General features: G+C 71.3%; 13 protein-coding genes and 1 riboswitch. Of the genes, 2 read left to right on the forward strand and 11 right to left on the reverse strand.

Features of this window, described 5'->3' with window-relative positions; translation table 11 throughout:
• Positions 1 to 43: 43 nt before the first annotated feature.
• A riboswitch (cobalamin riboswitch) is annotated at positions 44 to 247 on the reverse strand.
• A gap of 158 nt (positions 248 to 405) precedes the next feature.
• The 9 genes from NE857_RS04955 to NE857_RS04995 all read right to left on the reverse strand — a co-directional run bounded on the left by NE857_RS04955 (position 406) and on the right by NE857_RS04995 (position 11,268).
• On the reverse strand, positions 406 to 1,668 hold the full coding sequence (locus tag NE857_RS04955) for a cyanophycinase (RefSeq protein WP_254419995.1): 1,263 nt from the start codon (positions 1,666 to 1,668) through the stop codon (positions 406 to 408).
• 75 nt (positions 1,669 to 1,743) lie between these two features.
• Entirely contained in the window at positions 1,744 to 2,940 is a 1,197-nt protein-coding gene (locus tag NE857_RS04960; protein ID WP_254419996.1) for a M20/M25/M40 family metallo-hydrolase, read from the reverse strand.
• A gap of 5 nt (positions 2,941 to 2,945) precedes the next feature.
• Positions 2,946 to 3,722, reverse strand: coding sequence for an amino acid ABC transporter ATP-binding protein (locus NE857_RS04965; RefSeq protein WP_301184305.1), 777 nt, complete (start codon positions 3,720 to 3,722; stop codon positions 2,946 to 2,948).
• On the reverse strand, positions 3,719 to 4,657 hold the full coding sequence (locus NE857_RS04970; protein ID WP_254419997.1) for an amino acid ABC transporter permease: 939 nt from the start codon (positions 4,655 to 4,657) through the stop codon (positions 3,719 to 3,721). Before NE857_RS04970 ends, NE857_RS04965 begins: the two co-directional genes overlap by 4 nt.
• A 70-nt stretch (positions 4,658 to 4,727) precedes the next feature.
• The gene (locus tag NE857_RS04975) at positions 4,728 to 5,651 is read right to left on the reverse strand and encodes an ABC transporter substrate-binding protein (RefSeq protein WP_254419998.1); all 924 of its coding nucleotides are present in this window, start codon (positions 5,649 to 5,651) and stop codon (positions 4,728 to 4,730) included.
• 167 nt (positions 5,652 to 5,818) lie between these two features.
• A complete protein-coding gene (locus NE857_RS04980; protein ID WP_254419999.1) occupies positions 5,819 to 6,688 on the reverse strand; it encodes a MurR/RpiR family transcriptional regulator in 870 nt (289 codons plus the stop codon).
• A gap of 112 nt (positions 6,689 to 6,800) precedes the next feature.
• Complete coding sequence (locus tag NE857_RS04985) at positions 6,801 to 8,603, reverse strand: ATP-binding cassette domain-containing protein (protein ID WP_254420000.1); 1,803 nt, start codon at positions 8,601 to 8,603, stop codon at positions 6,801 to 6,803.
• The gene (locus tag NE857_RS04990; protein WP_254420001.1) at positions 8,600 to 10,486 is read right to left on the reverse strand and encodes an ABC transporter ATP-binding protein; all 1,887 of its coding nucleotides are present in this window, start codon (positions 10,484 to 10,486) and stop codon (positions 8,600 to 8,602) included. The genes NE857_RS04985 and NE857_RS04990 overlap by 4 nt, the downstream gene beginning before the upstream one ends.
• A gap of 182 nt (positions 10,487 to 10,668) precedes the next feature.
• On the reverse strand, positions 10,669 to 11,268 hold the full coding sequence (locus NE857_RS04995) for a Uma2 family endonuclease (protein ID WP_254421872.1): 600 nt from the start codon (positions 11,266 to 11,268) through the stop codon (positions 10,669 to 10,671).
• Positions 11,269 to 11,414: 146 nt separating this feature from the next.
• Here NE857_RS04995 and NE857_RS05000 point away from each other — a divergent pair, with 146 nt between their 5' ends.
• Positions 11,415 to 11,783 carry a VOC family protein gene (locus tag NE857_RS05000; RefSeq protein ID WP_254420002.1) on the forward strand — a complete coding sequence of 123 codons (369 nt, stop codon included), beginning with the start codon at positions 11,415 to 11,417 and terminating at the stop codon, positions 11,781 to 11,783.
• Positions 11,784 to 11,873: 90 nt separating this feature from the next.
• Here NE857_RS05000 and sigJ read toward each other — a convergent pair whose 3' ends face one another.
• Positions 11,874 to 12,782 (reverse strand): RNA polymerase sigma factor SigJ, encoded by a 909-nt coding sequence (sigJ, locus tag NE857_RS05005; protein WP_254420003.1) that lies wholly within the window; start codon positions 12,780 to 12,782, stop codon positions 11,874 to 11,876.
• Positions 12,783 to 12,927: 145 nt separating this feature from the next.
• Here sigJ and NE857_RS05010 point away from each other — a divergent pair, with 145 nt between their 5' ends.
• A complete protein-coding gene (locus NE857_RS05010) occupies positions 12,928 to 13,464 on the forward strand; it encodes a GNAT family N-acetyltransferase (protein WP_184369129.1) in 537 nt (178 codons plus the stop codon).
• 108 nt (positions 13,465 to 13,572) lie between these two features.
• Here NE857_RS05010 and NE857_RS05015 read toward each other — a convergent pair whose 3' ends face one another.
• Positions 13,573 to 13,788, reverse strand: coding sequence for a hypothetical protein (locus tag NE857_RS05015; protein WP_254420004.1), 216 nt, complete (start codon positions 13,786 to 13,788; stop codon positions 13,573 to 13,575).
• Positions 13,789 to 13,878 lie beyond the last annotated feature (90 nt).

Genomic DNA, 13,878 nt, shown 5'->3' on the forward strand with positions numbered 1-13,878 from the left:
GGTCGGGGGACCCGTGCGCGGGGTCCGCGGATGACCTGGCGGTTGCTCACCGCCAGTGCCAGCAGGTCTTCGGACTCGGGTTCGACCGGTACGGGGCGCCTTCCCGGAGCGTCGCCCCAGTGGCTGTCCCGGGAGACGACTCCCGTGACGTGCCCGCCCGTCACCCTCACCGCTGCGCGTCAGTCCCGGATTCCCACCGGGTTCCCTGTTCCACCGAGTGGAGTTGAACTGGCCCGACGAGGTTACCCCGCTCCCCTCCGAGCTGCGTCAGCGGACGTCGCTTCCGCGGCCGCGCCCCCTCCCGCCGCTTCCTCGGACCCGGACACGGGTCGCCCCGCCGGGCGCGGGCCCGGCGGGGCGAAGGCGGAGGTGCCACCGGTGTCCGGAGCGGTCCCGGGGCCCGGCTCAGTGGCGGAACACGCCCACCCGCAGGTCCATGAAGGAGACGCCTTCCGCACTGCTCCGGTAGGCGGCGAACCCGTCCGTCTTGTCCAGTTCCACCACGAAGCGCGGGGAGCGCTCGTAGGTCAGCCCGTCCACGCCGGTGCTCCTGCCGCTGTCGGCGAGCTCCCGGGCCAGGCGCAGCATCTCACCGGGGTTGCGCCGGGGCGCGTCGTAGGAGGAGAAGACGTCCTTGCCCTTCCTGGCGGAGGAGCCGGAGGGCCGCAGCGGCGCCTTGCCCTCACCGGGGGACGCGGTCCACGACACGGCGTCATAGGTATCGCCGTGGGTGAGCGCCGACCAGCGCACGCCCGACACGCTCCACTCGCCGCTGACGGAACCCGCCGAGGCCCGCCGCAGGTCGAGGACGTGCACGGCTCCGCCGCCCACCACCCTCATCCGGCCGGGACCGGTGACCACCAGGGCGGTGTCCTCGTCCACGCCGAAGACCCGGTCCTGTCCGGTGTCCGCGGCCAGACGCATCATCCGGCCCTGCCTGCCGCGCTCGGCGAAGTGGGTGTCCACCAGCCCGTGGCCGAAGAAACCGAAGCCGCCCTCCTCCAGGTAACCGAGCACGGTCGGGTCGTCGAAGTAGCCGGGGGACGAACCGTCGCGCACCCCCTGGTAGCTGTCCCCGCCGGTGACCATCGGACCCTGCTGCTGGATGGCGGCCCCGGCACTGGTGCCCGCCACCAGGGCGCCCTGCTCCAGGCGTTCGCGGATCGCGGCGAGGACGGCGCTGTCCTCGTGCTCGGGTCCGCGCAGCAGGGTGGTGACGTAGCGGTACTGGTCGCCGCCGCCGAAGAAGAAGCCGTCCATCGAGCCGACCTGCTCCACGACCTCGGCGGACTCGGCGTTGTCGAGGTGGTCCAGGTCCACCGGGATCCACTCGGCCGAACCGGCCCCGTGGTCGAGGAGCAGGTCCGCGTAGTACTCGCCGTTGCACCTGCTGTTGTTGCAGCGGTCGGTCCCGGCGTCGGGGTCCCAGGACTCGGGAACCGACGACGCGGTGACGATCCCGAAGCGCGCCCGGGAGCCGCCCGCCAGCTCGACGATCTCCCGGTAGATGCGCTCGTCCGCAAGGGAGCCTCCGACGAGCACCACCGGGCCGGGGCCCGCTGAGCTGTCGGCGTGCGCGGCCATCGGTGCGCTCAGTGCCGCGGTGAGGGCGGTGGCCACCAGGGCGGCACCCGTACGTGTGAGTCCGCCCAGAGGTGTTCGTGTCATCTCTACCTCCTCGCTGTGGGCCGCCCCGGGGCGGGGCGGCCGCTTCTCTCCCCCGTACGCGCTACCGCGGTGCGGCTAGCGCGCTTCCCGGGCCAGGACCCCCCGGTCCGCCAGGGCCTCGGAAACCCTTCTGATCAGCCCGACCAGCAGCGCGACCCGCGGTACCACCGAGTGCAGGTCGAGCCACTCGTCGGTGCCGTGGTCGCCTCCGCCGACCGGGCCCAGCCCGTCGAGCACCGGGATGCCGTGTTCGGCGACCAGGTTCGCGTCGGCGCTGCCGCCGGTGCTCGCGGCCCGCAGGGCGATCCCGAGTTCCTGCGCCAGAAGCAGCGCCTCGTCGCGCATCCAGCCCTGCCCGGGCCCGGTCTGCCAGGGCGGGGAGGGGGCGATCACCTCGGTCGTGGCGCTCACCCCGGCCACCAGCGGGCCCTCGACGATCCGGTGGACCGCCGCCAGCACCGCCTCGAAGGTGGCGCTGTGCTCGGCCCGCACGTCCAGGACCAGCCGGGCCTGACCGGCCACCACGTTGGGCCGCTCACCCGCGCGCAGCACCCCGACGTTGAGGCCCGCGTCCGGCCACCGGCCGTTCAGGGCCTCCAGTTCGACCGTGGCGAGGGCCGCGGCCAGGGCCGCGTTGGCTCCCAGGTCGCGGTCGATCCCCGCGTGGGCAGCCCGGCCGCGGAAGAGGATCTCCACGTCGGCCACGCCCTTGCGGCCGCAGACGAGGTCGCCGTTGGCCCGCGCGCACTCCAGGCACAGGGCGGCGTCCGCCTCCGCCGCCAGAACGCTGAGCAGGGAACGGCTGCCCAGCGATCCGATCTCCTCGTCGGGGCCGCAGTAGAGGGTGATCTCACCGCCGTCCCAGTCCGGGGCGAGCTGGGTCAGGGCGGTGATCCCGGCGAGCAGGCCGCCCTTGTCGTCGCACACGCCGGGGCCGTGCGCCCACCTGCCCTCACGGACGGAGAACGGCCGCTCCGCGGCGGTCCCGCGCTCGAAGACGGTGTCCATGTGGCCGACCAGCAGGATCCGGGGTCCGCTTCCGCGGCCGGAGAGCCGTCCGACCACCGCGTCCCCCAGCCCGGTGCCGTCGGGGTGCACCACCCGGTGCCGCTCCGCTCCGAGTCCCGCCGCCGAGAGGTAGGCGCAGATCCGGTCGCCCACGGCGTCGACGCCGCGGGCGTCCAGGGAGCCGCTGTCGATGGACACGAGTTCGGCCAGGCGTTCCAGGTACTGCGGGTAGAGGCGCTCGGCCCCCTCCAGGAGGTGTCGCATCCCCTTCACAGGACCTTGGACAGGAACGCGCGGGTGCGCGCGTGCTGCGGGTCGTCGAGGACGCTCGCCGGGTCGCCCTCCTCGATGACGGTGCCGCCGTCCATGAAGACCAGGCGGGTGGCCACCTCACGGGCGAAACCGATCTCGTGCGTGACGACGATCATCGTCATGCCCTCGCGGGCCAGGTCCTTCATCACGTCGAGGACCTCGCCCACCAGTTCGGGGTCCAGCGCGGAGGTCGGCTCGTCGAAGAGCATCACCGTCGGGCGCATCGCCAGGGCCCGGGCGATCGCCACGCGCTGCTGCTGGCCGCCCGAGAGCTGGCCGGGATAGGTGTCGGCCTTCTCGGCCAGCCCAACCCTCTCCAGCAGCCGGTGCGCCTGTGCCACCGCCTCGCCGCGCGGTTCCCCCTTCACGTGCAGCGGGCCCTCCAGGACGTTCTCCAGGGCGGTCAGGTGCGGGAACAGGTTGAACCGCTGGAAGACCATCCCGATCTCGCGCCGCTGCGCGACGATCTCCCGCTCCGGGAGTTCGTGCAGGCGGTTGCCGACCTGGCGGTAGCCGACCAGCTGTCCGTTCACGGACAGGCGGCCCCCGTCGATCTTCTCCAGGTGGTTGAGGCAGCGCAGGAACGTGGACTTGCCCGAGCCCGACGGGCCGAGGATGCAGCACACCTCGCCGGCCTGGACGGTCAGGTCGATGCCCTTGAGCACCTCCAGCCTGCCGAAGTTCTTGCGCACGCCCTCAGCGACCACGATCTCGTCGCTTGCCGTCACGGTCACAGTCGCTCCTTGGTGCTGATGAGTCGGGACAGTGCCCCGCCCCGGGGCGCGGCGGTCTCGCCGAACCCCCGGCCGAAACGCTTTTCCAGGTAGTGCTGTCCGACCGAGAGCAGGCTCGTCAGCGCCAGGTACCAGAAGACCGCCACCGCGAGCAGCGGGATGACCTGGAAGTTCTGCGCGTAGACGTTCTGCACGGCGGTGAGCAGGTCGCTGCCGCCGATGACGGAGACCAGGGCCGTCATCTTGAGCATGTTGATGGTGTCGTTGCCCATGGGCGGGACGATGACCCGCATCGCCTGGGGCAGGACGATCCGCCGCAGGATCTTGATCCGGCGCATCCCCAGCGCCTGCGCGGCCTCGGTCTGGCCGCGGTCGACCGAGAGCATGCCGCCCCGGATGATCTCCGCGGCGTAGGCGACCTCGTTGAGCGCCAAGCCGAGAACGGCCGCGACGAAGGGCGTGACGATCTGGCTCGTGGGCTCGTCGAACAGGACGATGCCGGTGAAGGGGATCTCCACGAACAGGCGCGGGTAGAGCGCCCCGAGGAAGCCCCAGAAGATGATCTGGACCAGCAGCGGTGTACCGCGGAAGAACCACAGGTAGAACCACGCCACGGTGCGCAGCACCGGGTTGGGGGACATGCGCATGACGGCGAGGAGCACGCCGCCCAGCACACCGATCACCATCGCGACGACGGTGAGCACGATGGTGATGCCCAAGCCCCTGAGGACGAAGTCGCGGGTCAGGTAGCTCAGGACCAGGCGGATGTCGAGGTTGGGGTTGGTCAGCAGCGACCACAGGAGGGATCCGGCGGCCAGGGAGACGAGGACCGCTCCCAGCCAGCGCCCGTAGTGGCGGACGGGGACGGCGGTGAGTTCCTCTGGTCGGGGCGGGGCGGCGGCCCGGGGCGTGGGCGGTGCGGCCGGGGTCGGCATGGTGGTTTCCTTGGGATCGGGGAGGCCGGCGGCCCGCGGCGGGGCCGTCCGGCGGGGGAGGAGGGGAGGGTCAGTCGATCGCCTGGTTGACGGTGGCCTCGTCCAGGGCGATGGCCTCCTGGCCCCACTTGGCGAGGATCTGCTCGTAGGTGCCGTCGTCCATCAGCGACTGCAGGGCGGCGCGGTAGGCCTCGACCAGTTCCTCCTCGGCCTTGAGGAAGCCGAAGCCGTTGGGGCTGGCCAGGTAGCCGTTGGGGTGGTCGGGGTCGATGACCAGTTCGACCTCGTCCCCGAGCTCCGCGGCGGTCTGCACGAGGTTGACCTGGGTGGCCCCGACCGCGTCGACCATGCCGGCCTTGAGCGCGGTCACCGCCTGGGTGTTCTCGGGGTAGCTGGTGATCTCCATCGGCTCGTCGCAGTTCTCCTCGGCGTAGTCCTCGAGGATCTCCTGCTGGCGTGAGGCCTGCTGCACGGCCACGTGCAGACCGCACAGGTCGGAGATCGCCCCGATCCCCGACGGGTTCTCGCCGGTGGTGAGGACGCCGGTGCCCGAGGCCGAGTAGTCGACGAAGGAGGCGACCTCCTGGCGTTCCCGGTTGTCGGTGATGCCGCCCACGATGACGTCGTACTTCCCGGCCTGCAGGCCGGGGACCAGGCCGTCGAACGGCTGCTGCTGGAACTCGGCCGCCAGGCCCAGCCGCGCCGAGGCCGCGAGCATGAGGTCGTAGTCCAGGCCGACGAAGTCCTTCTGGTTGCCCTCTTCGAGGAAGGCGATGAAGGGTTCGTAGGGGGCGTTGGTGGCGACGCTGATCCGATCGCCCTCGCTCAGGCGGTCGGGGAGCTGCCCGACCAGCGCGTCGTCGGCCTCGACCGGCCCCACGTCCTCGATGGTGACCGGCCCGGCGGCGGGCTCGGGGGTGTCGTCGGATCCGCAGGCCGTGGTCATCAGGCCCAGGAGGGCGAGTATCGAGCCCGCGCGCAGCATCGTGTTCATCAAGGGGATCCTCTTCGGTTCAGCCAGCCGGAAAGACTGAAACAAGTGTTACAGATCACCTGATGTTCGAGCAATGTATAACGTATGAATCGTTACCTGGGTATGAGCTGGCACGATGGAACAAGAAGAACACTTTCTGCCGGTGAGGGGCCCGAGTGGCCGGGCCGTCAGAGCAGCCCGAACCCCCGGCTGGTCTCCTCGAAACGGCGCAGCCGCTCCTCGGCCCGATCGCCGAGCGTGTGGATCACACCCGCGACGAGCGCCTCGCACACCGCCATGGTCGGCACCAGGGAGTCGTAGGCGGACAGGGAGCCGACCTGCGCGGGCAGGACCACGTCGGCCACCCCCGAGACCGGCGACAGCCAGCGATCGGTCAGCAGGACGACCTTGGCCTCCTGCTCGGCCACCCTCTCGGCCAGGCGCAGGTGCTCCTCCTCGTACCGGCGGAAGTCCAGGATCACGAAGACGTCCCGCCGACCCGCGTCGCAGAGCAGGTCGGCCCGCTCCACCGGGCTGTCCGGCAGCACCGTGCTGCGCCCCCGCACCTGCATCAGGTGCAGGACCAGGTACTGGGCGAGTACCCGGGAGAAGCGGCCGCCGCAGGCGACGACCCGCCGGTCGGTGTCACTCAGCAGGCCGACCGCTGCCTCCAGCTCGTAACGCGGGATCCCGGTCAGGGTCTCCTCCACCGCTTCGGAGAGCGTCGCGGCGGCCGACCGCCCCAGGTGCTCCGGGTCCAGGCTCTCCCGCGCCCCCTCCGCGGCCCCCGAGCTGTAGGCGTTCAGCGGCGACTGGTCGCGCTCGGAGAGCTCCTCCAGCAGGCTCCGCTGGAACTCGGGGTAGTTGGCGAAACCGAGGCGGTTGGCGAAGCGCAGAACGGTCGGGGCGCTGACACCGGCGCGCTCGGCCAACAGCCGCACCGTCTCCAGCCCGGCGGTCGGGTAGGAGGCGAGCAAAGCCCTCGCCACCCGGCGCTCTCCCGAGCTGAAGTCGCCCAGGCGGGTCCGGATCGAGTCGGCGATGGTCGAGGACTTCACAGCGGCGATCCTTCGCTTTCGGAACATCTGTTACAGCATCGTCCCACCGGTTTCACCCGCCTGCTGAGGGGGAGCCCTTGACGCGGGCCCCGGGGCCCGCCGTCCGCGTCCCTCACCCCCGGTCGCCCGGCGCGTAGGCGCGGGCCTGGATGCCGTACAGCTCGGCGTAGGTCCCGCCCCGGGCGAGCAGTTCGCGGTGGCCGCCCGACTCCGTGATCCGGCCCCGGTCCATCACCAGGATCAGGTCGGCCCCGGCCACCGTGGAGAAACGGTGCGAGACCACCACGGTCACCGCGCCGGTCCGCCTCCCGTACACCCGGGCCCGCTCCATGTACCGGCGGAAGATCGCCTCTTCGCTGTGCGCGTCCAGCGAGGCGGTCGGCTCGTCCAGCACGAAGAACAGCGGGTCCGTGCGCATCGACCCCCGGGCCAGGGCGGTCCGCTGCCACTGCCCCTCGGACAGGTCGGTCCCGCCAAGTTCGCGGCCCAGTTGACTGTCCATCCCCTCGGGCAGCCGCCCGACCAGGCCCTCGGCATCGGCGGCGCGCACGGCCCCGACCAGCGCTTCGGCGTCGCCGATCCGCGGCAGGTCGCCGATCCCCACCGTCTCGCCGAAGCGGATGCGGAAGCGGCCGAAGTCCTGGAACACCGCGGAGCAGCGTTTCCGCCAGGCCGGGACCGAGATCCCCGCCAGGTCGGCGCCGTCCAGCCGGATACTCCCCGAATCCGGTGCGTACAGCGACAGCAGCAGCTTCACCAGGGTGGTCTTGCCCGAGCCGTACTCGCCGACCACCGCGACCACCGCACCCGCGGGCAGCTCCGCGGTGACCCCGTCCAGCGCCCTGCGGTCGGTGCCCGGGTAGGTGAAGTCCACCCGGTCCAGGGAGATACCCCGCCTCAGTGAGGTGGGCGGCGGGTCGGCGGTGACGGCGCGTGCACGCTGGGCGCGCACGTAGGCGCGCAGCCACAGGTACGGTTCCACGACTCTGCGCGAACCGGACGCCTCCACAGTGGCGGCCACGGTGCTCTGCATGGTCTGGCGCAGGCTCACCGCCATCATCACGGTCAGGACCAGGTCGCCCACGCCGCCGGCCCCGGTGGCGGCCCGGTACACGACCAGCGCGACCGCTCCGGCGAAGGCGGCCACGAACACCGCCCACCCGGCGGCGTTCCACAGCGCGGCGCTGACCCGGGCCCGGAACCGGATCCGGACCGCCTCGTCCCAGGCCTGCTCCTGGAGTCCGATGAGCCGGTCGGCGGCCCCGGCGACCCGGACCTCCTTACCGCCCTCGGCCGAGGCCACCGTCTCGAACAGGTGCTGCTGCAACCGGTAGGACTCCGCTCCGGCCACCTCGGCGCGCTGCACGGACAGCTGCCCCCGGTGGTTGCACCAGACAGGTACCGCCGCCAGCGGGATGAGCGCCAGCAGCAGCGGGTGCACACTGCCCAGCAGTACCACGGTGAGCAGCAGTTTCAGGAGGTTGGACAGGCTCAGCAGGGCGTTCCAGGCGCTGCGGGCGATCAACCCGGTGGAACGGCGCACGATGCTGACCCGGTCCAGGAAGTCGCTCCGCTCCAGGTGTTCGAGGCCCTCGACGGAGTTGATGTCGCGGTGCACCAGCGGGTGCAGGCCGAGTCTGCCGGTACGGTCCGCCACGGTGCCCACGCAGTCGTTGGTGAGGTCCTGGACGACCAGGGTGAGCGCGTAGGCGAGGGCGACGCCGACCGCGCCGATCAGCGCGGTCTCCGACGAACCCCGCGCGGTGGCGTCGAGGGTGGCGCGCATGGTCAGACCGACCGCGGCGACCGAGACCACGGACACCGCGATCACCCCGAGCGTGCCCGCCGTGTACCCCGGGGTGCTCCGCCACGACAGCCGCAGGACCTCCCACCACAGGGAAAGGTAGCGCCTCATACCCGGTCCTCCCTTTCCGCTGCGTCCGGCGATTCCGCCGTTTCCCCGCCCGGCCCGCTCCGGAAGCGCTGAGCCTGCACGGCGAACATCCGGGCGTAGACCCCGCCCCGTTCCATCAGTTCCTCGTGGGTGCCGCTCTCGGTGATCCGCCCGCCGTCCAGCAGGACGATCCGGTCGGCCCGGCGCACGGTCGAGAGCCGGTGCGAGATGAGCACGATCCCCGTGTCGCGGCGCCGCTCGGCCAGCCGGCCGAACAGCTCGAACTCGGTGCGCACGTCCAGGTGGGCGGTGGGTTCGTCGGCGACGATCAGGTTCGCGCCGCGCCGCACCGCGTACAGGGCCCGGGCGAGCATGAGCTGCTGCCACTGGCCGCCGGACAGATCCACCCCGCCGGTGCGGGAGCGGGCCAACGGGGTGTCCCAGCCGTCGGGGAGGCGTTCGAGGACGGGCACGAACCCGGCCTCCACCGCGGCGGCGCGCAGGTCGGCCTCCTCGGCGGCCCCGGATCCGCCACCCGTTCCGGCCGCCGCCCCGAGCAGGACGTTTTCCCGGGCGGTGAGTTCGTAGCGGTTGGAGTCCTGGAAGATCACCGACAGCCGGGCCCGCCACTCTTCGGGGTCCGTCTCCGCGAGGTCCACGCCGTCCGCGGTGATCCGGCCGCCAGTGGGCCGGTACAGCCCGCTCAGCAGCTTGATCAGGGTGGACTTGCCCGCCCCGTTCAGGCCGACCACGGCCAGCAGCTCGTCGGTGCGGATCTCCAGGTCCACCCCGTCCAGGACCTCCCGCTCCGTGCCGGGATAGGCGAAGCGCACCCCCTCGAAGCGGATCACCCGAACCCGCTCGGGGACGGCCGCCGGGAGTCCCGGCCGGGTCCCGTCGGCTGCCTCCGGTCCGGCGAGCAGCTGCCGGAGCCGGTCCGTGGAGCGGGCGACCTCGGCCGCGCCCGCCATGTGGTGCAGCTCCAGCGCGGAGCCCAGGGACTGGAACAGCGACCACCCGGCGGCGAGCACCGCGGTCTGCACGGCCACCGTGGCCGCCCCGCCGACCGCGTCCGCCGTGACCAGCAGGTACACCGGCAGCAGCCCGGCGACCATCAGGGCCGCGGACAGCCACTGCAAGCGGATGACGCGGGTCACGTGCGACCACAGCGGTTGGTTGGCCTCGCGGATGTGGCCCTGCATGCGCTCGACCATCCAGTCGGTGAGCCCGAAGACCCGCACGTCCTTGCCCTCGGCCGGGGACACCGTCGCGTTCCGCCACACGTCGGCGTGCGTCTCGCCCTTGATCGCGAGCCGCCAGTGGTCGGCGGCGGTCGCGGACTGGCGGAACCGTACCGTGCGGTTCACGATCACCGGGATGAGGATCAGCGGAACCGCCCACCAGGCGTACTGGAGGAGGATCGCGCAGGTCACCACCGCGCCCAGCAGCCCGCACACCCACTTGAGCACGGCGACGGCACCGTCGCCCGGGGTGGTCTCCACCCCGTGGTCGGGGTCGGCGCGCACCTCACGCAGGAGTTTTCGGGCCTCGGGGGACTCCAGAGCGGCGATACCGGGCGCCGAGGCGGCCATCCGGGCCACCCGGGAACGGTGGGCGCCGTCCACCCGGGACTTGACCAGGTACTCCAGCGGAGCGGCCGCGGACTCGCCCAGGTGCCCGGCCAGCAGGACCAGGGCGAGCAGGAGGATCGGCACGAGGGCCGCGGTGAACAGCTCCGCGGAGACGGGCGGGGAGATCTCGGTGACCAGGGCGGCCAGGGCCAGCGCGGTCAGCGGCGGCACCAGTCGTTCGGCCAACCGGACAGCGAACAGGGACAGCACCGGGGCGGGGCCCGCGTCCCGCAGGGGCCGAAGGGGGCGAGTGCGGTTCCGGAAGAACTCCATGCGGCTCCTCACCGTGACCACGGGTCCCCGTGCTGGGAGCACCGGTGGGACCCGGCGGGTGGAGGGGCACCCGCATCGGAGTGTGACGCCGCCGACACGCCTGTGGTTCGTAGGGCGCGAGCGCGCGCCGACCGGGCCGAAGGGGCCGTGGCTGAGGGCACCGACTCCGATGTCACCGAAGGCTAGGGCGCTTCCGGCCCGCCGAGGTTCTTGAACCAGGGTCCGCTCGCGACCAGCCAGTGGGGGACGAGTTTGACAGGGAAGGGCAGGTCGGTTTCGAAGACCTCCTCCCCGTACACCTGTGTAACCACCTGGTACTGGCCGTCGAACAGCCGCAGTTCCAGCAGGCCGATCTTGTCGGCCAGAGGATTGATGATCCAGTAGGAGGGGATCCCGAAAGCCGCGTACTCCTGGCGCTTGATGTGGTTGTCCCTGAACACGCTCTCAGGCGAGACGATCTCCACCGCCAGCAGAGGTGGGACATCGAAGTACTTGCCTTCTGGCATGTCGCAGTCGAAGACTGCCAGGTCCGGTATGCGGTGGCTGGTTCGTTCGGAGTTGAGGTTGACCCCGGGCCCCTCCCCGATCTCGAGCTCGCCTTGGCAGAGAGTGTTGAGAAAGGTGTTGAGTCGGCTGGCGGCACGAAAGTGTTTGTTGGTGGGGTCGGGGGACACGTCAAGCCTCCCGTCGGCCAGCTCGTACCGACGTCCGTCGTCCGGGGTGTTCTCCAGGTCGTCCACGGTCAGCCGACGTTCGGGTCCGTCCGGGTGCCTGATGGTCATGACAGACATGATGCCTCCTCGGGTCCATGGAGACCAGTATTCGGAGTCACGCCGGGTTACCGGCCGGTTTCCACAGGCTTGGTTCTGCCTGGTCGAGGTCGGCCCGCAAGCCGGGGAATGTCAGTGGTGCGTGTCACCCTCAGGGCATGCTTGATCACCTCGGTATCCAGGTCGCCGACCACGAAGCCAGTGCCGCCTTCTACGACGCCGCCCTCGCCGCGCTGGGGCATCGGCGCATGCTCCAGTACGGGCCGGTGATCGGTTACGGCACCGACCACCCCCGGTTCTGGATCTCGCCCAGCGAGACGGAGGGCCCGGCCCGGGAGTCGCACATCGCGTTCGGGGCACCCGACCGGGCGACGGTCGACGCCTTCTTCCAGGCCGCCGTCGCCGCGGGGGCGGCAGTCCTGCACGAGCCGAAGGCCTGGCCCGAGTACCACGAGCACTACTACGGGGCGTTCGTGCGCGACCCCGACGGCAACAACGTCGAGGCGGTCAGCCACCTCCCCGGCTGAGCGGGCCCGACCGTCCGGGGCGCGCCGGGTCCGGCGGCGGCCGCGCCCAGTCCGGCGGGGCCGCCGCCCACAACGGTGATGTCCATGCCCCTAGGACGGATCGGCCACCCGCAGACGTGACATCTTGTCCGGGTTGACCAACAGGTACACGTGCTGGACCCGGTCCTCGATCACGTCCAGCGTCAGCATGAGCACCGGGGACCCCTCCACGGAGAGCACTCCGGCGGGCCCCCCGTTGACCTCGGTGACTCCGATGTCCAACCGTGTCTCCGCTTCCAGACCCACGGACCGCAGGAAACGCGTGGTGTTGCGTTCCTGGGACACCGATGCCAGGAACCGGCCCACCTTGTGCGAGCCCTGGATCACCCGCAGCGGTGCCCGGGCCTTGCCGCCGCTGTCGCTGACCATGGTGGCGTCGTCGGCCAGCAGTCCCTTGAGCCCGTCCAGGTCGCCCTCCAGGCAGGCCTGGAGGAAGCGCTCGGTCATCCTGCGGCGTTGGGACTGGTCGGCCTCGAACCTCGGGCGGCGCTCCCGCACGTGGTCCCGGGCCCGCCGGGCCAGCTGCCGGGTGGCCTCCTCGCTGCGGCCGATCACCTGGGCGATCTGGGCGTAGGGCAGTTGGAAGGCCTCGTGCAGGACGAACACGGCCCGCTCCAGGGGGCTGAGCGTCTCCAGCACCACCATGAGCGCGAACTCCACCGAATCGGCGAGCTCGGCCCGCTCGGCGCCGTCGGGCAGGTCGCTGACCGGCTCGGGCAGCCACTCGCCCACGTAGGACTCGCGCTGGGAACTGGCTTTACGCAGCCGGTCGATGGCCAGCCGGGAGACCACGGTGACCAGGTAGGCGCGCGGGTTGTCGACCTCGCCCCCGGCGACCCGGTCCCAGCGCAGCCACGCCTCCTGGACCACGTCCTCGGCGTCGGCGGCCGTCCCGAGGATGCGGTAGGCGACCCCGTTCAGCAGGGAGCGGTGCTCCTCGAAGACCTCTGTCGTCGTCATGTCAGGGAAGACGTATCACACCGGCCCATCCGTGACACGTCCGTGCTTCTCCCCTTTTCCGCCCGCGGTGCGGGAAAGGACTTGTCTCGGCCCGGCGACGGTTCTAGGTTGGCGCGATCTGGATCGTCGGTGAGAGGGGTTGTGGTTGTACCGCGTACGTGAGTGGAACCGGGGCGACGTCGACCGGCTGCTGGAGGCCTTCCGCTGGGACGAACTGGCCTGGCAGGAGTCGGACGTGCCGCACACACCGGACGAGGCACTGGACTGGATCGCGCGGCGGGAGATCCTCGCCAAGGAGAAGGACGTCCACGGGTTCGTGGTGGTCGACGGCACGGACCGGGCGCTGGGCCACGTCCAGGTCTCGGTCTCCAGTCGCAGACACGACTTCGGCTGGCTGTCCTACTGGACGCACCCCGCCGAGCAGGGCCGGGGTGTGGCCTCGGCCGGGGCCCGGCTGGCCACGGAGTTCGCCTTCGCCGAGTTGGACCTGTACCGGGTGGAGACGGGGCACCGGATCAACAACCCGGGGTCGTGCGTGGCCGCGCGGCGGGCGGGTTTTCGGCCCGAGGGGATCGAGCGGGCCAAGCTCCGCTACGGGACCTCGCGCTATGACACGGCGGCCCACGCACGGCTGGTGACGGACCCGGTGGAGGGTGTCGCGGAGGGCGTCTGCGGAGCCTGACCGGTGTTCGGGGGTTCCATTCCGGGCGTTCGCCCTCGGGAACACAGGAGAGCGGGGCACGGTGCCATGGCACCGTGCCCCGCGTCATCCGCGCTCTGGGAGTGTGGACTACCAGTTCTTGATGGAGATACCGGTGGTCTCGGTGATGTTGGTGACGTTGCAGCCCTTGGAGCTGAAGCCCGCGAAGGAGATGACGTCGGCGCAGATCGGCACGGTCACGTTCTGGATGTTGGCGTTGTTGTCCGCGGCGGCGGTGCCGGTCATGGCGCCCAGGGCGAGGCCGGTGGCGAGGACGAGGCCGGAGACGGCGGTGATGCGCTTCATGGTGTGCTTCCTTTTCGGGTCGTGTTGTTCGAGTGCTACGGGAAGGTCTGATGAGGCGTGTCGCGAGGACCCGGGGGTGTGTCGCGACAG

This window comes from Nocardiopsis exhalans, assembly GCF_024134545.1.
Lineage (GTDB): Bacteria > Actinomycetota > Actinomycetes > Streptosporangiales > Streptosporangiaceae > Nocardiopsis > Nocardiopsis exhalans.